This window comes from Aggregatibacter segnis ATCC 33393, from assembly GCF_000185305.1.
Taxonomy (GTDB): Bacteria; Pseudomonadota; Gammaproteobacteria; order Enterobacterales; family Pasteurellaceae; genus Aggregatibacter; species Aggregatibacter segnis.
On sequence record NZ_GL622200.1, the window covers coordinates 1769295 to 1788537 of the forward strand.

General features: G+C 42.9%; 20 protein-coding genes and 1 riboswitch. Of the genes, 7 read left to right on the forward strand and 13 right to left on the reverse strand.

Annotated elements, in window-relative coordinates:
- Positions 1-171 precede the first annotated feature (171 nt).
- Genes hemG through HMPREF9064_RS01175 form a run of 3 tightly spaced genes read right to left on the reverse strand, consistent with a single transcriptional unit; the run spans position 172 to position 2771 of the window.
- Positions 172-684 carry a menaquinone-dependent protoporphyrinogen IX dehydrogenase gene (hemG, locus tag HMPREF9064_RS01185; protein ID WP_006719519.1) on the reverse strand — a complete coding sequence of 171 codons (513 nt, stop codon included), beginning with the start codon at positions 682-684 and terminating at the stop codon, positions 172-174.
- The gene (locus HMPREF9064_RS01180; RefSeq protein ID WP_032998005.1) at positions 684-2147 is read right to left on the reverse strand and encodes a TrkH family potassium uptake protein; all 1464 of its coding nucleotides are present in this window, start codon (positions 2145-2147) and stop codon (positions 684-686) included. The genes hemG and HMPREF9064_RS01180 overlap by 1 nt, the downstream gene beginning before the upstream one ends.
- A 12-nt stretch (positions 2148-2159) precedes the next feature.
- Entirely contained in the window at positions 2160-2771 is a 612-nt protein-coding gene (locus HMPREF9064_RS01175; protein ID WP_006719521.1) for a YigZ family protein, read from the reverse strand.
- A gap of 86 nt (positions 2772-2857) precedes the next feature.
- Between HMPREF9064_RS01175 and tusA the strand changes: the two genes are divergently transcribed.
- Positions 2858-3097, forward strand: coding sequence for a sulfurtransferase TusA (gene tusA, locus HMPREF9064_RS01170; RefSeq protein ID WP_006719522.1), 240 nt, complete (start codon positions 2858-2860; stop codon positions 3095-3097).
- Positions 3098-3166: 69 nt separating this feature from the next.
- Here the strand turns inward: tusA and ribB are convergent, their stop codons facing one another.
- On the reverse strand, positions 3167-3811 hold the full coding sequence (ribB, locus tag HMPREF9064_RS01165; RefSeq protein WP_006719524.1) for a 3,4-dihydroxy-2-butanone-4-phosphate synthase: 645 nt from the start codon (positions 3809-3811) through the stop codon (positions 3167-3169).
- Positions 3812-3919: 108 nt separating this feature from the next.
- Positions 3920-4067: riboswitch (FMN riboswitch) on the reverse strand.
- A 235-nt stretch (positions 4068-4302) separates the two neighbouring features.
- Here ribB and nadR point away from each other — a divergent pair.
- The 3 genes from nadR (at position 4303) to HMPREF9064_RS01150 (ending at position 7608) form a co-directional block, all read left to right on the forward strand.
- Complete coding sequence (gene nadR / locus HMPREF9064_RS01160) at positions 4303-5574, forward strand: multifunctional transcriptional regulator/nicotinamide-nucleotide adenylyltransferase/ribosylnicotinamide kinase NadR (RefSeq protein ID WP_006719525.1); 1272 nt, start codon at positions 4303-4305, stop codon at positions 5572-5574.
- A 12-nt stretch (positions 5575-5586) separates the two neighbouring features.
- Positions 5587-6273, forward strand: coding sequence for a metallophosphoesterase family protein (locus HMPREF9064_RS01155; RefSeq protein WP_006719527.1), 687 nt, complete (start codon positions 5587-5589; stop codon positions 6271-6273).
- A gap of 111 nt (positions 6274-6384) precedes the next feature.
- Entirely contained in the window at positions 6385-7608 is a 1224-nt protein-coding gene (locus tag HMPREF9064_RS01150; RefSeq protein WP_006719531.1) for an aromatic amino acid transporter, read from the forward strand.
- Positions 7609-7672: 64 nt separating this feature from the next.
- Here HMPREF9064_RS01150 and HMPREF9064_RS01145 read toward each other — a convergent pair whose 3' ends face one another.
- Positions 7673-8080, reverse strand: coding sequence for a MerR family transcriptional regulator (locus HMPREF9064_RS01145; protein ID WP_006719532.1), 408 nt, complete (start codon positions 8078-8080; stop codon positions 7673-7675).
- A 39-nt stretch (positions 8081-8119) separates the two neighbouring features.
- Positions 8120-8431 carry a DciA family protein gene (locus tag HMPREF9064_RS01140; protein WP_006719533.1) on the reverse strand — a complete coding sequence of 104 codons (312 nt, stop codon included), beginning with the start codon at positions 8429-8431 and terminating at the stop codon, positions 8120-8122.
- A gap of 91 nt (positions 8432-8522) precedes the next feature.
- On the opposite strand from HMPREF9064_RS01140, the gene secM reads away from it, so the two are divergent.
- The 3 genes from secM (at position 8523) to mutT (ending at position 12110) form a co-directional block, all read left to right on the forward strand.
- Entirely contained in the window at positions 8523-8840 is a 318-nt protein-coding gene (gene secM / locus HMPREF9064_RS01135) for a secA translation cis-regulator SecM (RefSeq protein WP_006719534.1), read from the forward strand.
- A gap of 77 nt (positions 8841-8917) precedes the next feature.
- A complete protein-coding gene (gene secA / locus HMPREF9064_RS01130) occupies positions 8918-11626 on the forward strand; it encodes a preprotein translocase subunit SecA (protein WP_006719535.1) in 2709 nt (902 codons plus the stop codon).
- A gap of 85 nt (positions 11627-11711) precedes the next feature.
- Positions 11712-12110 (forward strand): 8-oxo-dGTP diphosphatase MutT, encoded by a 399-nt coding sequence (gene mutT, locus HMPREF9064_RS01125; protein WP_032998008.1) that lies wholly within the window; start codon positions 11712-11714, stop codon positions 12108-12110.
- Between the two features lie 60 nt (positions 12111-12170).
- On the opposite strand, the gene HMPREF9064_RS01120 is transcribed toward mutT, so the two are convergent.
- The 7 genes from HMPREF9064_RS01120 to rsmA all read right to left on the reverse strand — a co-directional run bounded on the left by HMPREF9064_RS01120 (position 12171) and on the right by rsmA (position 19190).
- Positions 12171-12431 carry a DUF5339 domain-containing protein gene (locus HMPREF9064_RS01120; RefSeq protein WP_032998009.1) on the reverse strand — a complete coding sequence of 87 codons (261 nt, stop codon included), beginning with the start codon at positions 12429-12431 and terminating at the stop codon, positions 12171-12173.
- A gap of 100 nt (positions 12432-12531) precedes the next feature.
- Complete coding sequence (gene holA, locus HMPREF9064_RS01115) at positions 12532-13572, reverse strand: DNA polymerase III subunit delta (RefSeq protein ID WP_006719538.1); 1041 nt, start codon at positions 13570-13572, stop codon at positions 12532-12534.
- Positions 13572-14075, reverse strand: coding sequence for an LPS-assembly lipoprotein LptE (locus tag HMPREF9064_RS01110; protein ID WP_006719539.1), 504 nt, complete (start codon positions 14073-14075; stop codon positions 13572-13574). The genes holA and HMPREF9064_RS01110 overlap by 1 nt, the downstream gene beginning before the upstream one ends.
- A gap of 60 nt (positions 14076-14135) precedes the next feature.
- On the reverse strand, positions 14136-16724 hold the full coding sequence (gene leuS / locus HMPREF9064_RS01105; protein ID WP_006719540.1) for a leucine--tRNA ligase: 2589 nt from the start codon (positions 16722-16724) through the stop codon (positions 14136-14138).
- A 118-nt stretch (positions 16725-16842) separates the two neighbouring features.
- Positions 16843-17475, reverse strand: coding sequence for a glucose-6-phosphate 1-dehydrogenase family protein (locus tag HMPREF9064_RS01100; RefSeq protein WP_006719541.1), 633 nt, complete (start codon positions 17473-17475; stop codon positions 16843-16845).
- Between the two features lie 8 nt (positions 17476-17483).
- Entirely contained in the window at positions 17484-18311 is an 828-nt protein-coding gene (apaH, locus tag HMPREF9064_RS01095) for a bis(5'-nucleosyl)-tetraphosphatase (symmetrical) ApaH (protein WP_006719542.1), read from the reverse strand.
- 15 nt (positions 18312-18326) lie between these two features.
- Positions 18327-19190 carry a 16S rRNA (adenine(1518)-N(6)/adenine(1519)-N(6))-dimethyltransferase RsmA gene (gene rsmA / locus HMPREF9064_RS01090; protein ID WP_006719545.1) on the reverse strand — a complete coding sequence of 288 codons (864 nt, stop codon included), beginning with the start codon at positions 19188-19190 and terminating at the stop codon, positions 18327-18329.
- Between the last annotated feature and the right edge of the window lie 53 nt (positions 19191-19243).

A 19243-nucleotide genomic window follows, 5' to 3' on the forward strand; every position in this document is an offset into this window, starting at 1 on the left:
TTTGCATAAGCAAGGTTGCGGATTATAAGTAAAGTTTCCATTTATCGTCAAGAAAAAATTTATTTATTTTTTCTCCCTTGCGGTGCGGAGCGGTATTATAGGGTTCAAGATAAATGGATCAAGTAAATTTTTGCATTTTCTTATCGATAGATTAGAAAAGATACAATTCGCTTATTTTAGCTGCAAAAACGCCTCAGAAAATGACCGCACTTTTTGCCAGTCCGTATATTCGATCTCTTTCGTTGGATCTGTTTCGCCTCCCGTAATTCGCATAATGAACTGAATCATAATACGATCAAAGAAATTGTAGCGTGGATAAAATAGCGCACCGGCAAATACAGCTGACATTGTCGGTTTCCAGGTGATACGCTGTAAAAATTTACGCACATAAATATTCGTCTCTGGTGTCGACTTTTCGGGTTTTCGTGCAGTCAAATTGACCCCGAAGAAGGCTGTAGTTTTTTGGTTCAAAAGTGCGGTGTGTTTTTCCAACGTTTTATAAAGCGCTTTATTAAAATGCCCATAACGGATCGAGGCTCCGATAATAATGCGATCATAATTAGCCAACTCATACATATCGGTAATTGACTTCACATCAACATTTTCGTGAATAATTCCTGCAATGTAGTTGGCTATTTTTTTAGTTTGTCCATCACGAGTGGAATATAAGATAAGTGTTTTCATTAGGATTTCCAAAATGCCGGTGTAAATAAGACTAACAGTGAGAAAATTTCCAAGCGCCCACAAACCATAGTTAAAGTGAGGATCCATTTGGCGCTATCGGGAATACTGACGAAATTGCTACTCACCGAACCAAGACCCGGTCCGAGGTTATTTAAACAGGCAATAACCGCGTTAAACGCATCGAACGTTTCAACGCCACAACTGATAACCCCCAGTAAGCACGCCACAAAAACCAGTAAATAGGCAGAAAAGAACGCCCAAATACTTTGTATCACTCGTTCATCAAGGACTCGTTTGCCCAGTTTGATGGGGTACACTAAATTCGGGTGAATTAAGCGTTTAAGTTCACGTTTTCCTTGTAGCGAAAGAACCAAGATTCGTATGACCTTTAAACCACCACCTGTAGAGCCTGCACATCCGCCAATAAAAGAAGCAAATAAAAGTAGAATAGGCAAAAATAATGGCCATTGGTCAAAGCTAGATGTGGTGTAACCTGCTGTCGTTGAAATCGATACGGATTGGAAGGCAGCTTGCTCGAGATTCTTGAAAGTCCCATCAAAATGATGATTGGTTAATAACATAAAAAAGCAGATCGTCACCAAAGCGATCTGAATAAACATAAAGAAACGAAATTCCGGATCGCGAAAATAACTCACAAAAATATTCCGTTTACCAAGATTAGAAAACGCATTGAAGTGCAGCGCATAGTTACAAGCAGAAATCAGTAAAAAAGCAACGGTAATAAGGTTGACGGCCGGACTATTAAAATACGCCATACTGCTATCATGTGTCGAAAAACCACCGATAGAAACGGTAGAGAAGCTGTGGGTAATCGCATCAAAAGGTGACATGCCCGCGAGCCAGTAGGCAAAGGCACAAAGTAGAGTTAAAGAAGCATAAATAAGCCACAAAGTTTTAGCTGTTTCGGCAATACGTGGACGCATTTTGTTTTCTTTAAGCGGCCCTGAAATTTCCGCCCGATAAAGAGACATACCACCGATGCCTAATAAAGGAATGATCGCCACCGCTAATACAATGATCCCCATTCCACCAAGCCATTGTAATAACTGGCGATAGAACAAAATCGCTTTCGGCAGATTATCTAACCCAACAATATTTGTTGCGCCGGTGGTTGTTAAACCGGAAAAAGCTTCAAAAAAGGCGGAAGATACCGTTAAATCCGGATTATCAGAGAGAATAAAAGGAATGGCACCGAGGCTTCCCATAACAACCCAAAAAGCCACAACAATTAAAAAACCTTCCCGCGAACGCAATTCTTCCTTATGTTCATGACAGGCCCACCAAAGAATCGCACCGGCAATCGCACTCATCACAAAGGATTGAATAAAGGCTTTACCGCCGCCGTCACCGTATAATAACGCAACAAATGCAGGCAATAACATAGTGCAGGAAAAGCACATCACTAAAATTCCGACGATGCGTAAAATGGATAAAAAATGCACTAAAAATCTCTCTTATTCTATTTTTACTAAACCTAACTGCCCTGCGAATCGTTCCGTTAATGCTTGCTGAAAAAATGCGAATTTATCGGGGCGAATCGCCAAACGTAACCTAACCTGAGCCTGAAAATCTTGTTCCAAAATCAACACCGCATGGTGCTCACATAACGCCTGCAGTCCGCTAATCTGTGGATAATCGCACCGCACTTCATAATGTGCATAGTTCACTTTCATGTCAGTTTCCAACAATTTTAATGCTTGTTGAACCCCACTACTATAAGCGCGAACCAATCCGCCGGTGCCCAACAAAATACCGCCATAATAACGCACCGTCACCGCACTGATTTCACCCAATCCACTCCCTTGCAACGCGGCTAACATCGGTTTTCCGGCAGTACCGCTCGGTTCGCCATCATCAGAAAATCCAAATTGTTGAGAATCATTCGGACTACCGGCAACAGCTGCCCAACACCAATGACGCGCACTTGGATGCAATGCCTTAATTTCCGTCCAGAACGCTTTTGCTTGCTCTAAACCTTCCGTATGTTGCAAATAAGTAATAAAACGGCTTTTTTTAATTTCTTCGGAAAAATCTACCGCACTTTTGGGAATTCGGTATTCAATCATACGTTTGATGCGCTTAAGGAATTTTGCTGATTTTGTATCATACTTTCTGTATTATATCCCGTAATTTTTCCTAATAAACAACAAAGATGGATAATATCAAAATCACCCAAACACTTGATACGATTGGCTTACGTTGCCCGGAACCGGTCATGTTGATACGCAAACATATTCGCCATTTACAAGAAGGCGACGTACTGCTAATGCTTGCTGATGATCCGGCAACGACTCGGGATATTCCTAGTTTCTGCCAATTTATGGATCATACTTTGCTACATAGTGAAACCGATCAAATGCCTTATCGCTATTGGGTGAAAAAAGGAAAATAACCCAAAACAAAAGTGCGGTTGATTTTAAAAACATTTCTAAAACCCACCGCACTTTCCATCAAAGATTCATCACAAATTTTGTTGTAATTTATACTCAACTAAATCTTCAATTGTCACCACTGCGTAGCCAAACTTTTTCGCAAATTCAACAATCTGTGGTGCTCTTGCCATAGTGCCGTCATCATTCGTGATTTCACAAATCACCCCGGCAGGTTTAAAGCCGGCAAGACGAGCTAATTCAACTGACGCTTCTGTATGCCCGCGACGTTCTAGCAGACCACCATTTGCCGCACGTAATGGAAACACATGACCCGGACGGTGTAAATCTGCCGGTTTTGCGCCATCGGCAATCGCTGTTTTAATCGTTGTCACGCGATCTGCTGCCGAAACACCGGTGGACACGCCTTTCGCCGCTTCAATCGTCACCGTAAACGCCGTCTTATTCACGCTGGTGTTATCAGACACCATCGGTGGCAAGGCTAATTGTTGGCACAATTCATCCGTGATACATAAACACACAATACCGCTACCATAACGAATTAACATCGTCATTTGTTCGGGAGTAATGGTTTCTGCCGGGAAAATCAGATCGCCTTCATTTTCACGATCTTCATCATCAAGAACAAGCACGCCATGACCTTGTTTAAAGGTATTGATCGCGTTAATAACACGTTCTTCTGCAGTGCCGAATTGGGATAATAATGACTGATTCATAGTAAATTCCTTCGTTAAAACTTGAGATACCAGAACCAGGGCTGATGAGGGAGTGCTGCCAATACAAATTGCATATAACAACAAGAGCGACCTAATAAATTAAGTCACTAAAATTCTCTTTCATCCAGACTTTAACTGTCGGCTTTGGAATTACACCAAATCTGCTGACTTTGCCTATAAAGGCAAACGCTCGTGGGCTTTATGTCTAAACATATTTACCACCGGTAGGGAATTTCGCCCTGCCCTGAGAATGCGGGCACAGTATAGCGCAAAGCAAATGAAGAAAAAATGTTTTTATTTAGAGCTGATTTGCATACAATAGCGCAAATCATTCACCAAATTGAGGCATCTATGCTAGATTCCTCAAAAATAGTGCATGTTATACAACATATTCCTGTATTAACGCATCTTCATCATTAAACTACTTGCGTAAAAACACGATAACTCTCGACCGCACTTTTGCCCATGCTTTCTTTCATAAGGAGATGAGTATGTCCGCTTTTTATTATTTACAAGAAAAACGTAAACAACTGAACCTCAAGGTCAATGATATTTGCCAACGCGCCAATATCACCCGCGCTTATTTCAATCAGTTAGTGAGCGGAAAAATTAAAAACCCAAGCGCACACAAGCTTAGTGCGATTCATCGTGCACTACAAATTACCGAGCCGAATCATAAAAAAGTCGGTGTTATTTTCGGTAAGTTTTATCCCGTGCATACTGGTCATATTAATATGATTTATGAAGCGTTCAGTAAAGTTGATGAAGTACATGTGATTGTGTGTAGCGACACCGAACGCGATTTGAAACTCTTTTACGACAGCAAAATGAAACGTATGCCAACAGTGCAAGATCGCTTGCGTTGGATGCAACAAATTTTTAAGTATCAAAAGAACCAGATTTTCATTCATCATTTAATTGAAGACGGTTTACCAAGCTATCCAAATGGTTGGCCGGCTTGGGCTGAACGCGTCAAAGACTTATTTAAAGAGAAAGGATTTGAACCGAGTGTTGTATTCAGTAGTGAAATTCAAGACAAAGCACCTTATGAAAAGTATTTAAACCTCGAGGTTTCTTTAGTGGATCCTCAACGAGAATTCTTTAATATTTCCGCTACAAAAATTCGTAATAAACCCTTCCATTATTGGAAATTCATTCCGAAAGAAGTACGCCCATTCTTCTCTAAAACCATTGCAATTTTGGGCGGCGAAAGCAGCGGGAAAAGCGTATTGGTGAGCAAACTGGCCACCGTATTTAACACCACGTCTGCGTGGGAATATGGTCGCGAATTCGTCTTTGAACAACTGGGCGGTGACGAACAAGCGATGCAATATTCCGACTATCCACAAATGGCCTTAGGGCATCAACGCTACATTGACTATGCTGTGCGTCATGCGCATAAAGTGGCGATTATTGATACAGACTTTATTACAACACAGGCATTTTGTATTCAGTATGAAGGTAAAGCGCATCCATTTTTGGATTCCATGATTAAAGAATACCCTTTTGACGTGACTATTTTACTTAACAATAATACCCAATGGGTGGACGATGGTTTACGCAGTTTAGGCAGCCAAAAACAACGACAACGTTTTCAACATTTACTCAAAAAATTGTTAGATAAATACAAAGTGCCTTACATTGAAATTGAATCACCGAGTTATTTAGACCGTTACAATCAAGTGAAAGCCATCGTTGAAAAGATACTTAACGAAGAAGAACTCCCTGAACTCAATAGCGAGCATGGGCATTCCATTTTTTAAATTAGAGAGACTATGATTTTATTTGCAGGCGATCCCCATGGCAGTTTTGACCACCTTTATCCGTTCATCAAAGAACATAAGGATGTGGCATTGGTCATTCTTGGCGATTTACAACTCACCACCCCGGAACCGTTGGAGAAACTGGCGCAATATGCGGATCTTTGGTTTATTCACGGCAACCATGACAGTAAAACCGTTGCTGCCTTTGAATCCCTTTGGGGAACAGAATGGCATACGCGCAGCCTACATGGTCGGGTACAAGAAATTCAAGGGAAACGCATCGCAGGACTTGGCGGCGTGTTTCGTGGGCAAATCTGGATGCCACCAAACAAACCGCTTTTCTTTGACCCAATTCATTATTGCCAATATTGTCCACAAGAAAAAATCTGGCGCGGCGGTGTGCCGTTACGTCACCGCACCTCGATTTTCCCTTCAGATATTGAAGTGTTAGAGCAACAACAAGCCGACATATTGATTTGTCATGAAGCACCAAAACCGCATCCATCAGGTTTTGCCATCATCAATCAACTGGCTGAAAAAATGGGCGTCACACAAATTTATCACGGCCATCACCACGAAAATTTTCAATATACAACACCGGCACAACAAGGTTATCAAATTATCAACGTAGGATTTCGCAGCTTATGTGATATACAAGGAAACTACCTTCATATCGGCGTTGATGACCGAAATTTATAATTTTGGCAAAAATCCCCCAAAATCTGACCGCACTTTGCATAAAAGCTATTTATTTATAGGTCGTATAGGGTTATTTTATGTTACCTACTCGTTTACTTTTTAGGATTTTTTATGTTGTTAAAAAATAAAACCTTAGGCAGTGCCTTAATTATCGCAGGAACCTCTATTGGCGCCGGCATGTTAGCCATGCCATTAACCTCTGCCGGCATTGGCTTCGGCTTTACTGCCGCCTTGTTGTTCGGGCTTTGGTTACTTCTCGCTTACAGCGGATTGTTGTTTGTAGAAGTGTATCAAACCGCACAACGTAAAGATGACGGTGTCGCCACCTTAGCAGAAAAATACTTCGGCATGCCAGGGCGCGTCATTTCTACGGTCTCTTTGTTTGTTCTCCTTTACGCCTTATCGGCTGCCTATATGACCGGCGGTGGTTCATTATTAGCTAACGTGTTACCGGCAGATTTATTCGGTTCAAATGACAACACGCTAAAAATCTCGATTCTTGCTTTCACTGTGCTTCTTGGTGCCTTCGTGGTTATTGGTACTAGCGGCGTTGATGGCATTACCCGTTTACTCTTTTCCGGTAAAATCATCATCTTCATTCTTGTATTAGCCATGATGTTGCCACGCATCAGCCTTGAAAACCTCATGGAAAAACCATTGGATTATGCATTGATTTTATCCGCCGCCCCGATTTTCTTTACCTCTTTCGGTTTCCACGTGGTCATGGGCAGCATCAATAGCTACTTAGATGGCGATGTAAAACGTTTTAAAAACGCCATTATTATCGGCACATCCATTCCATTAGTTGCCTACTTATTATGGCAGCTCGCGACTCACGGCATTTTAAGCCAACGTGAATTTGTTGCCGTGTTAAAAGACAACCCAACGCTCACCGGCTTAATCAACGCCACTAAAGCCCTTACCGGCAGTTTGAGTAATGTATTAAGCGTCTTTTACTCTCTTGCCTTAATCACCTCTTTCTTGGGCGTGGCATTAGGTTTATTTGAAGGACTCAACGATTTATTCAAACGTGCCAAAATGCCGGCAAACAGAATCAGCTTAACCATCACCACCTTTATTCCGCCGTTGCTGTTCGCCCTGTTCTATCCAAATGGGTTCTTGGCAGCTCTAGGTTATGCCGGTTTATTGTGTGCTTTCTACTGTCTCATTTTACCTATCGGATTAGCATGGCGCACAAGAAAACACTATAAAAATTTACCTTATCGTGTTGCCGGTGGAAACATCACGTTGGTCGTTGCTTTGCTTATTGGAATTTTAATTATTGTCATCCCATTCCTAATTCAAGCAGGCCTCCTACCGCAAGTTATCGGCTAAAAAACAAATAAAAAAAGCACCGCACTTAGTGAAAAAGTGCGGTGCTTTTTTATGGCGTTTCAAATTATTTTATCGGTCTGAACTTCGCATGGCTACGCTGTAAGATCTGCAGTAAATTCTGCTGTTCCGACTCGCCACATTGCTGTTTTAATTGCAACAAATTCATGCGTAAATGCTGTAATCGGTGAATATGCTTAGCGATGTCTTGAATATGTCGATCGAGTAATTGATTAATTTCTGTTTTTTGTTGTTCCGATGCAGTGCCCAAACTCAAGAGCAATTTGATTTCTTCCAGGGACATGTCCAAAGAACGGCAGTAACAAATAAATGACAAGCGCTGCACATGTTCGTCCGTGTATAAACGGAAACCACCCGCAGAACGCAACGGGCGTGGCATGATGCCTTTTTGTTCATAAAATCGAATGGCATCCACACTACAACCAACCGCTTTGGCTAACTTCCCTATTTTCATCTCATCTCCGTAAAAACGCCTGAAAAAGACACCGCACTTTTATGACTCAGGAAGAAATTCTGGGTTAATGTAAAAAATTAACTCGGTAATTTCCGGCAAATGCTGCTGAATAACGCCCAATAATGCCTGTTGGCGAAACAAAAAACTTTGGCGAACCATGGCATTGGCCACCTCAATACGCAAACTCTGTTGTTCAATATTGGCAATACGATACAACCCGGCAAATTCCACGGGAAAGAACGCTTTCATTTGCTGATTTAGTTCATTCAGTCGAACGCCTTTTTGCATCATTTTCGCCAATGGCGAATCTTGCAATAAGGTGTGAATATTGATCGGTTTTTGATAACGCATTGCCTTGTTTTCCGCTTCTCCGCCCTAATATTTATGACATTGTAGCGAAATTCCGCTACAATACCGACAATTTTTTGATAGTGAAATCCTTATGATTATTTCCAACAAAAGCAAACACAATTTTTGGTCGCGACTGCTCCTCGGCATGCTGGCGATTTTTGTTTTGCCCGCTACGCAGGAACTGAATTATCCCGCCGCTGTTGGTAATGAAAACTATCAAAATACGCAACAGCAAAATGCGCCTCAAATTTTAACAGCGGTGTCTTTATTACAACAAACCCGCCAGCAACAATTTCAACCGCAACATGCCTTACCGGCAGTTGAAATTCTCTCCCAAAACGAACCGCACTTTTCGCGTTCACCGTTTATTCCTCATGCACCAATTCGTGCAGGGCCGGTATTCATTTAACCTCGATTGTCTTATTTATTCCGTCGTTTAATGTCATTAAACGATTTCATTTATCTGTTTTTAAAAAAGAAAGAATTATGCTTAGAACTATTGCAACTAAAATTTTTGGCAGCCGTAATGATCGTGTTTTACGTCGCCTCAATAAAATCGTCGTTAAAATTAATAAACTTGAACCGGAATACGAAGCGCTAAGCGATGAACAACTCAAAGCCAAAACAGCGGAATTCCGTGACCGTTTAGCACAAGGCGCAACCTTGGAAAGTTTAATGCCGGAAGCATTCGCGACCGTGCGTGAAGCCAGTAAACGTGTGCTTGGCATGCGTCATTTCGACGTGCAACTTATCGGCGGTATGGTGCTTAACAGCCGCTGTATCGCGGAAATGCGTACCGGTGAAGGGAAAACCTTAACCGCGACGTTGCCATGCTATTTGAACGCGTTACCGGGCAAAGCCGTGCATGTGGTTACCGTGAATGACTATCTTGCCCGCCGAGATGCGGAAACCAACCGTCCATTATTCGAATTTTTAGGCCTGACTGTCGGCGTAAACGTGCCGGGCATGTCACCGGAAGAAAAACGCGCAGCATACGCAGCGGACATTACTTATGCCACCAACAGTGAGCTAGGCTTTGACTATTTGCGTGACAACTTGGCACACGCCCCACAAGAGCGTTTTCAAAAAGATCTCTACTATGCTTTAGTGGATGAGGTGGACTCCATCTTAATTGACGAAGCGCGTACGCCGTTAATCATTTCCGGTCAGGCAGAAGACAGCTCCGAACTGTATATTGCTATCGACAAGTTGATTCCTGTCTTAATTAAACAAGACAAGGAAGATACCGAAGAATATCAAGGTACCGGCGATTACACGTTGGATTTAAAAACCAAACAAGCTTATTTGACCGAACGTGGGCAAGAAAAATGCGAACAATGGTTAATTGAACATGGGTTCATGAAAGACACCGAATCCCTTTATTCACCGTCTAAAATTTCTTTGTTACACCATGTGATGGCGGCATTGCGCGCTCATACCTTATTTGAACGTGATGTGGATTACATTGTAAAAGATGGCGAGATTGTTATCGTAGATGAACACACCGGTCGTACGATGGCAGGTCGTCGTTGGTCGGACGGCTTACACCAAGCCATCGAAGCCAAAGAAGGGGTTCGCATTCAAAGCGAAAACCAAACTGTCGCCTCTATCACTTACCAAAACTACTTCCGTTTATACGAGAAATTAGCGGGAATGACCGGTACGGCGGATACGGAAGCCTTTGAATTCCAAAAAATTTATGGCTTAGAAACCGTGGTCATTCCGACCAATCGTCCGATGATCCGTGACGATCGCACTGATGTGATGTTTGAAACAGAAGAATACAAATTCAACGCCATTATTGAGGACATCAAAGATTGTGTGGCCCGTAACCAACCGGTGTTAGTGGGAACAATCTCTATTGAAAAATCCGAATTACTCTCTAATGCGTTGAATAAAGCTGGCATTAAACATAATGTGTTGAACGCCAAGTTCCACGCACAAGAAGCGGAAATCGTCGCTAATGCAGGGTATCCGGGAGCCGTCACTATCGCCACCAACATGGCGGGTCGTGGTACCGATATCGTGTTGGGAGGTAACTGGAAAGCGGAAGTGGATAAACTAGAAAATCCAACGCCGGAACAAATTGAGGCAATCAAAGCCGCATGGCAAGAACGCCATAACATTGTAAAACAAGCCGGTGGCCTACACATTATCGGTACTGAACGCCACGAATCCCGTCGCATCGACAACCAGTTGCGCGGTCGTTCCGGTCGTCAAGGGGACCCGGGTTCTTCCCGTTTCTATTTATCCTTGGACGATGCGTTAATGCGTATTTACCTCAATGAAGGCAAACTTAACATGATGCGCAAAGCCTTCAGCCAACCTGGCGAGGCCATGGAATCCAAGCTGTTGGCAAAAGTCATTGCCTCCGCACAAGCTAAAGTGGAAGCACACAACTTCGATGGGCGTAAAAACTTACTTGAATTTGATGATGTGGCAAATGACCAACGCCATGCGATTTATGAACAACGCAATGAATTGTTAGAAAATGACGATATTTCTGAAACCATCGATGTGATTCGTCAGGACGTATTCAACAGCGTTATCGATCAATACATTCCGCCACAATCACTTGAAGAACAATGGGATGTGCCGGCATTGGAACAACGTTTAAAACAAGATTTCGCGCTGGATTTACCTATCACCAAATGGCTGGATGAAGACAATCATCTGCATGAAGAAACCTTGCGTGAGCGTATTATTCAAGCGGCTACTGATGAATATAAACGCAAAGAAGAATTGGCCGGTGCACAAACCATGCGCAATTTTGAAAAAGGCGTAATGTTGCAAACCCTAGATGAACTTTGGAAAGAACATTTATCTGCGATGGATCACCTACGCCGTGGTATTCATTTACGAGGTTATGCACAAAAAGATCCGAAACAAGAGTACAAAAAAGAGTCTTTCCAAATGTTTACCGAAATGTTGGATGCCTTGAAATTAAGCGTGGTCACCACCTTAAGTCGCGTTCAAGTTCGCACACAAGAGGAAATGGAAGAAGCAGAACGTTTACGTCAAGAATTGGCGCAACGTGAGGCGGCAGCAATGCAGTATCACAATGAAGAATCACAGGATGAACAAGGCGCTCAAAATGCGGTAGAAGAACACCATAAAATCGGGCGTAATGAACCTTGTCCATGTGGTTCCGGTAAAAAATACAAACATTGCCACGGCAGTCGTGCCAGACATTAATTGGAAATAAATAAAAGTGCGGTTAGAAAAACAATTAAATTTTTAACCGCACTTTTTTCATGAATATTCAGTGAAGGATAAAAAAATGAGGAAGCCGCTTGTACAGGTTGCAGCTGGGATTATTCGAAACGAATTCGGTCAAATTTATTTAACCCAACGCTTAGAAGGACAAGACTTTGCTCAGTCCCTAGAGTTTCCTGGCGGTAAAGTTGATAAAGGGGAAACACCGGAACAGGCATTAAAACGGGAACTAGAAGAAGAAATCGGTATTGTGGTACTCAATGCACAGCTGTTTGAGCGTTTTGAATTTGAATACCCAACCAAAGTAATTTCTTTCTTTTTTTATCTGGTAGAAGAATGGGTTGGCGAGCCTTTTGGGCGTGAGGGACAAGAAGGTTTCTGGTTGGCACAAAACGAACTGGATGCCGGCCAATTCCCTCCGGCAAATGCCAAACTCATTCAACGTTTATTAGCCGAATCTTAACTCTCACCCATAAAAAAGACCCAACATATGTCGGGTCTTTGAAAAAAACAAAAAGCTGGATTATTTGCCCATTGCCGCTTTAACTTGTTTTAATTGTTCAGTTGCTTGGGAGCAAGCTTGCTCTTGTGCAGCTTCTGGCAAAGCAGATAATTGTTGTTTGCTTGCGTCATATTGTTGTTTCAACATCGCTTGTTGTGCTGCAGGTGCTGCACTCACAAAAGAATCGATTTCAGCAAAATATGCTTCGCAGCTTTTAGATAAGCCAGCAGATGCGGACATTGCAAAACCGGATAATAATACTGCAACTAATAGTTTTTTCATTTTTTTCTCCATAATGGTTTGAAAATATCGCCTCAAGTCAGGCGACAGCCTATTATACGAATTTTAGCGATAAAAGAGAAACAATAATAACCATTAGGCATTATGAGGTAGCACAAAACTCAATGGACAACACTTCCAGTTGCTGCCAAATATCATCATTAAATTCTTGTTTTGCGCTACGCTCAACTTCCGCAAGCTGTTGACAGAAAAGATAAAGTTTACGGTAAGTTAAACGTTGGACGGCTTGCGTAAACAACGCCCGGCGGTTCTGCCATACTTTTAAACGATCAAAGTGTTCACGCAGCTGAGAAGTAGGTAATAACGAATCAAGCGATGGCCGTTGCCCAGTTTTGCTAAGTTCCAATAATGTCATTAAATCCCGCTGCAACGTGCGTAATAAAACAATCGGCTGAACATCTTCCTCTTTTAAACCATTTAAAATCCGGCAAGCGCGACTTGCTTTCCCTGCCAGCATGGCATCCACCCATTGAAACGGCGTAAATACCGAGGACTGCTCCACCACGCTATTAACACGAGCAAACGTCAATTTATGATCAGGATACAATAAATCCAGTAATTGCAGCGTTTGTTTGAGTGCTAAGAGATTATTTTCATAACTATAACAAAGCAACTGTACCGCTTCCTGCTCAATACTTAACCCCAACGATTTTGCCCGATTAACCACCCAGCGAGGCAGTTGTTCCGCATTTGGTGTTTGGCAATTAATGACGATAGCTTGCGGTTCATATTGGTTAGCCGCTACGAACCATGCTTGTTTTTCCATAGTTTTGGTCAACTTAGCAAAACGAAACACCGGCAACACATCAGGCGTCAGTAAAGAGATAAACTCTGATAGTTTGTTTTGTAAAAGTGCGGTCAAATTTTCAGGTAAATCTAATACGATAATCTGCTTATTGAAAAATAAGCCCATAGATTGCACCTGCTCGAACAAGTCATTCCAATCGGTGGAGGCATTAATTTCCAACTGGATTTTTTCATCAAATAGCGCTTTCATTGCCGCTTGTTGAATAGCATCCAGGCTTTCTTCAATTAATAACGGATCTTCCCCCACTAAAAAATAGAGCGCAGCTAATTTGCGCTCTAACGAAGGGATAAGTTGCTCAGGAAATAAACGGTTCATTATTTCGGTTGGATTTGATGTTGCAAGGCAACCATTTTATTCATTAACTGACGAGCCGCTTGCTCACGCATGTCTTGCCAAATCACCTCTTTTTCCGAAGATTTCGCCAAGGCTGCTCGAGAATAATCAAAGAACGTACGATTCACTTTAGTCGAAATTGAGAAAGCCTCTTTATTTGGCAATTTCACACTAGCTTCCACATCTAAAACTAAGAGTTTTTCTGCTTCACGACCTTGCTTAAAAATAGAAACCACATGCTCAGATGTCGTTGTCTTATTCAAACGTAAAACCGGCACACCCGCCTTAGCTTCCACCAAATTAACGTTATTCAACTGTAATTGACGACGCATCGACACCGCCATATCACTATAAGGATCGCTACTTTCCAAGTGTAAGGTTTGCAATTCTTGCGGAATCAATTCACCGTTTTGGAAATGAAATCCGCAAGCGGATAAAGCCAAAACACTGGCGGTAAGCAGTAAGGATTTGAGCTGTTTAAACATAAAAATCACCTTAAAAATCGACCGCACTTTGCTTCAAGTGCGGTCACGTTTTTGATTAGATTACTGCGGTTTCACCACAACATTAAGCAACTTGCCGGCAACATAAATCACCTTAACGATTTGCGTTCCGTCGGTAAAGCGTTTGACGTTTTCATCGGCAAAGGCGATCGCTTTCACACTTTCTTCGTCTGCATCCGCAGCCACAGTGACTTTACCACGCACTTTTCCGTTCACTTGAATAACAATCAATTTTTCATCTTCAATCATCGCATCAGGATCCGCTTCCACCCAAGGAGCAAAGTCGATAATGTCTTGATTGCCCAGTTCTTGCCATAAACGGAAACAAATGTGCGGTGTAATTGGATAAAGCATACGCACGACAGCGCTCAAAGCTTCTGCCATCACTGCACGGTCTTGCTCATCATCCAACGGCGCGCGGGTGAGTTTATTCATTAATTCCATGATTGCCGCAATCGCTGTATTGAACGTTTGACGACGACCAATGTCATCGCTTACTTTCGCAATGGTTTTGTGGACATCACGACGTAAGGCTTTTTGAGCGCTAGAAAGTGCGGTCGGATTAACGGCTGCTTTTGTCGGATGTTTGCTGTATTCAAACACCAAATTCCATACACGCGCTAAGAAACGTTTCGCGCCTTCCACACCGGATTCTTGCCATTCCAAGGTCATTTCTGCAGGCGAGGCAAACATCATGAACAAGCGCACGGTATCCGCGCCGTATTTTTCCACCATTTCTTGTGGGTCAATACCGTTGTTTTTGGATTTCGACATTTTCGTCATACCGGCGTGTACCAACTCATGGCCTTCATCATCCACCGCTTTCACGATACGACCTTTGTCGTCACGCTCTAAAGTCACTTTGGTTGGTGAAACCCAAATACGTTCGTTAGTTGGGCTGGTGTAATAGAACGCATCCGCTAACACCATGCCTTGGCACAGTAATTTATTTGCCGGTTCATCACTGCTCACCAAGCCAGCATCACGCAATAATTTATGGAAGAAACGGAAATACAATAAATGCATAGTCGCATGCTCAATACCGCCGATATATTGATCCACCGGCAACCAGTAGTTCGCTTCTTCACTGTTTAACATGCCTTGTTGATATTGCGGGCAAGTATAGCGGGCGTAGTACCAAGAAGATTCCATGAAAGTATCGAAGGTATCCGTTTCTTTTAATGCGGGTTTGCCTTGATAGGTCGTTTTCGCCCATTCAGGATCCGCTTTAATCGGGCTGTTCACACCGTTCATCACTACATCTTCCGGCAGAATGATGGGTAAATCTTCCATTGGCACCGGCACTACATCACCGTTTTCCAAGGTTAACATTGGAATCGGCGCGCCCCAATAACGTTGACGGGAGACGCCCCAGTCGCGTAAACGGTAATTCACTTGGCGTTTGCCCACGCCTAATTTTTCTAATTTGTCGGCGATGCCATTAAATGCCGCATCAAATGGCAAGCCATTAAACTCAGCGGAATGAATCAGTTTGCCGTGTTCGGTAAAGGCTTGTTTAGTTAAATCAATTTCTTCACCGTTCATCGGTTCGATCACTTGTTTCACCGCCAAACCGTATTTTTGTGCGAATTCATAGTCTCGCTGATCGTGCGCCGGTACAGCCATCACCGCGCCAGTACCGTAGTGCATTAATACAAAGTTCGCCACCCACACAGGCACTTGTTCACCGGTTAACGGATGCACTGCATACAAACCGGTAGCCATACCTTTTTTCTCCATGGTGGCAATGTCCGCTTCCGCAACTTTAGTGTTTTTCGCTTCTTGAATAAACTCTGCTAATTCAGGATTATTTTGCGCCGCAAGTGTCGCCAATGGATGAGCTGCCGCTACCGCCACATAACTCACGCCGTAGAACGTGTCCGGACGGGTGGTATAAACGACTAATTTTTCGTTGGTATCTTTAATATCAAAGGTGATTTCCACGCCTTCAGAACGACCAATCCAGTTACGTTGCATGGTTTTGACTTGATCCGGCCATTGTGGCAAGTCATCCAAGCAGTTCAATAATTGCTCGGCATAGTCGGTAATTTTAATAAACCATTGCGGAATTTCTTTTTGTTCCACCGGCGTATCGCAGCGCCAGCAACAACCTTCATGCACCTGCTCGTTTGCCAAGACGGTTTTATCGTTCGGGCACCAGTTCACCGTAGAGGTTTTCTTATACACCAAGCCTTTTTTGTATAACTCGGTAAAGAACCATTGCTCCCATTTGTAATATTCTGGACGGCAAGTGGTCACTTCGCGATCCCAGTCATAACTGAAGCCCAACAATTGTAACTGGTTTTTCATGTATTCAATATTTTCGTAAGTCCATTTTGCCGGGGCAGTATTATTTTTTACCGCAGCACCTTCCGCCGGCAAACCAAACGCATCCCACCCCATAGGCTGCAACACGTTTTTGCCAATCATACGTTGATAGCGGGAGACCACATCGCCGATAGTGTAATTACGCACATGTCCCATGTGCAAACGACCGGATGGATACGGCAACATGGAAAGGCAGTAATATTTTTCTTTGTTGTTATCTTGTACCGCTTTGAAAGTTTTATTGTCCTGCCAGAATTTTTGCACTTCCGGCTCAAGCAAATCAGGACGATATTGTTCTTGCATAAAAAATCACCTTAAAAATAGACCGCACTTTAGCGGGTTTTAACTTAGAAAATACGCCATAGAATAGCGTAAAATGGGGAAAAATAACAGGAAGTGCGGTGGGAATTTCGGATATTTTTTACGGCTTAACTTGGTGGCAAGCCTCATATAATGGCAATAAATCACGAATGCTTTCCACAATAAATTGCGTCACATCTAATTTATCCAATTCCGCTTTTTCTACATTTCGCCCAATGCACCAAAAATCCGCCTCAGAACGCAAAGTTAAGTCTTTTGGGCTCAACTGGCTGACTTTACGGAAATCATCGTATTCGCTTTCATCACCACGCCAAATATCGAATTCGGCAAAGCGAGCAAAATCAACATGTTCGAGCCATTGATTATATTGCTGCACGTTAATTTGTGAGCGATCAGCGCGATAACAATGCCAATCTAAACTCACCGATAAACGACGACGATTCAGCAACACCGACAAAATCGCGGCGGAATTGAGGTTATATTCATATTTAAAATAGGCAAAGAAATGGCCTCGTACTTGCCAACCGTTCGTCCAACTTTCAATATGCGGCTTGGCAAAGGGCGTACCGAGTTCGGCAGCCACCTGCAAAATGGTGGCTTTCCACCGATCCCAATGGGCCTTGTAATCCGCCTTAATACGAGGAATGTCCTGCGGACAAAATTTCTTCATTTGGGCGAATTGAAAGAAGGGAATGTTGAAGAGATCGCACGCATCGGCATTAATGAAATTCATGATTCTTCCTAAAAATCACTGTAATTTTTGACCGCACTTTGGGTGAAATAGCGCTTATCTTCCCAGCGCAACAGAGTGAGACGATTGTTCCAAACGCAACCGGTATCGAGGGCATAAATATTCGGTGGCGTGATTTCATCCACTAAGCTCGCCCAATGACCAAAAACAATATTTTCGGTTTGATACAGCGGATTGTCTAAAGCAAACCAGGGTGCAAGGTTCTTCGGTGCATCCTTGATGGGCTGTTTACACGCAAAATCGAGACGATGATCCCGATAGCAAAAACGCATGCGAGTAAAAGCATTAATAATGTAACGCAGACGATCCAGTCCTTTTAAATTTGGCGACCAACGATCAGGCTGTTCCGAATACATATTTTCAATGAGATAGCGATAATCACCATAGCGCAGCACATTTTCCACTTCATTGGCGCAGGCTTTGGCGGTTGCCAAATTCCAATCGGGCGAAATACCGGCGTGCGTCATGACGAAATTCAACTGTTCGTGGTGAATCAACAAAGGTTGTTGGCGCAGCCAGTGAATTAATTCAAAAAAATCCGGCGCGGCAAAAATCGGTGCAACACGATCACGAGGTTTGATTTTTTTAATGCCAAGTGCGGTGGAAATTAAATGTAAATCATGATTACCTAAGACGGTGTAAGCGGCAGTTCCCAAGGATTTAACGAAATGCAGACATTCCAGCGATTTATCGCCCCGTGCCACCAAATCACCGGTTAAATAAAGTGTATCTTGTGTTGGGTCGAATTTCACTCGATCCAATAACATCTGCAATTCGTCATAACAACCTTGTAGGTCGCCCACTAAATATGTCGCCATTTTTGACCGCTCTTTTTAGTCTTCCGAATCCACCACATCCTCTTTGCTCACCTCTGCCGGTGGGTTATCCGCCAACCAGTTCGCTAAACGGGCATAATCAGCAATGCTGAGATTTTCTGCACGTGCATTTAAATCGATATTAAGTGCGGTCAGATTTTCCGGTAAAAATAAGCCGGACAAGGCATTACGCAAGGTTTTGCGGCGTTGATTAAATGCTTGCGAACAAACGCGATTAAGCCAATATAAATCTTTCACCGGATGCGGCAATGTGGTATGCGGGATTAAACGAACTACCGCAGAATCGACTTTCGGCGCAGGCTTGAAGGCACTCGGTGGCACTTCCAACACCGGCATCACTTGGCAGAAATATTGCGCCATGATAGTCAATCTTCCGTAAGCCTTGCTGTTTGGGGAAGCACATAGGCGTTTCACCACTTCTTTTTGCAACATGAAATGCATGTCTTGAATAATGTGATGATATTTAAACAAATGGAACATTAACGGCGTAGAAATGTTATACGGCAAGTTACCAAAGACGCGCAATTTTTGCCCTTTCTCTGCCAAATGCTCTTGTTCATAAAGGGAGGAAAAATCAAACTGCATGGCATCGGTTTCGATGACATTGAGTTTTTGATGTAAAAACGGGTGATGACGTAAGCGTTCTGCCAAATCACGGTCAAGCTCTAATACAGTCAAATGCTCCACCTGCTCCGCAACAGGTTCTGTCAGTGCCCCCAAGCCAGGTCCGATTTCCACTAAAAATTGATTGGCTTGCGGATAGATCGCTGCCACGATATTTTGAATCACATTGTTATCGTGCAAGAAATTTTGCCCGAACCGTTTACGCGCCGTATGGCCTAAATGCTTTTTTGAATTCATTGAATAAGATCTTATAAAAATAACGAAAAGTGCGGTGTATTATAAAGCAAAAT

Coding starts and splice junctions, on each gene's coding strand:
- hemG (WP_006719519.1), bottom strand. CDS start 684: ATGAAAACACTTATCTTATATTCCACTCGTGATGGACAAACTAAAAAA.
- HMPREF9064_RS01175 (WP_006719521.1), bottom strand. CDS start 2,771: ATGATTGAATACCGAATTCCCAAAAGTGCGGTAGATTTTTCCGAAGAA.
- tusA (WP_006719522.1), top strand. CDS start 2,858: ATGGATAATATCAAAATCACCCAAACACTTGATACGATTGGCTTACGT.
- ribB (WP_006719524.1), bottom strand. CDS start 3,811: ATGAATCAGTCATTATTATCCCAATTCGGCACTGCAGAAGAACGTGTT.
- nadR (WP_006719525.1), top strand. CDS start 4,303: ATGTCCGCTTTTTATTATTTACAAGAAAAACGTAAACAACTGAACCTC.
- HMPREF9064_RS01155 (WP_006719527.1), top strand. CDS start 5,587: ATGATTTTATTTGCAGGCGATCCCCATGGCAGTTTTGACCACCTTTAT.
- HMPREF9064_RS01150 (WP_006719531.1), top strand. CDS start 6,385: ATGTTGTTAAAAAATAAAACCTTAGGCAGTGCCTTAATTATCGCAGGA.
- HMPREF9064_RS01145 (WP_006719532.1), bottom strand. CDS start 8,080: ATGAAAATAGGGAAGTTAGCCAAAGCGGTTGGTTGTAGTGTGGATGCC.
- HMPREF9064_RS01140 (WP_006719533.1), bottom strand. CDS start 8,431: ATGCGTTATCAAAAACCGATCAATATTCACACCTTATTGCAAGATTCG.
- secM (WP_006719534.1), top strand. CDS start 8,523: ATGATTATTTCCAACAAAAGCAAACACAATTTTTGGTCGCGACTGCTC.
- secA (WP_006719535.1), top strand. CDS start 8,918: ATGCTTAGAACTATTGCAACTAAAATTTTTGGCAGCCGTAATGATCGT.
- mutT (WP_032998008.1), top strand. CDS start 11,712: ATGAGGAAGCCGCTTGTACAGGTTGCAGCTGGGATTATTCGAAACGAA.
- HMPREF9064_RS01120 (WP_032998009.1), bottom strand. CDS start 12,431: ATGAAAAAACTATTAGTTGCAGTATTATTATCCGGTTTTGCAATGTCC.
- holA (WP_006719538.1), bottom strand. CDS start 13,572: ATGAACCGTTTATTTCCTGAGCAACTTATCCCTTCGTTAGAGCGCAAA.
- HMPREF9064_RS01110 (WP_006719539.1), bottom strand. CDS start 14,075: ATGTTTAAACAGCTCAAATCCTTACTGCTTACCGCCAGTGTTTTGGCT.
- leuS (WP_006719540.1), bottom strand. CDS start 16,724: ATGCAAGAACAATATCGTCCTGATTTGCTTGAGCCGGAAGTGCAAAAA.
- HMPREF9064_RS01100 (WP_006719541.1), bottom strand. CDS start 17,475: ATGAATTTCATTAATGCCGATGCGTGCGATCTCTTCAACATTCCCTTC.
- apaH (WP_006719542.1), bottom strand. CDS start 18,311: ATGGCGACATATTTAGTGGGCGACCTACAAGGTTGTTATGACGAATTG.
- rsmA (WP_006719545.1), bottom strand. CDS start 19,190: ATGAATTCAAAAAAGCATTTAGGCCATACGGCGCGTAAACGGTTCGGG.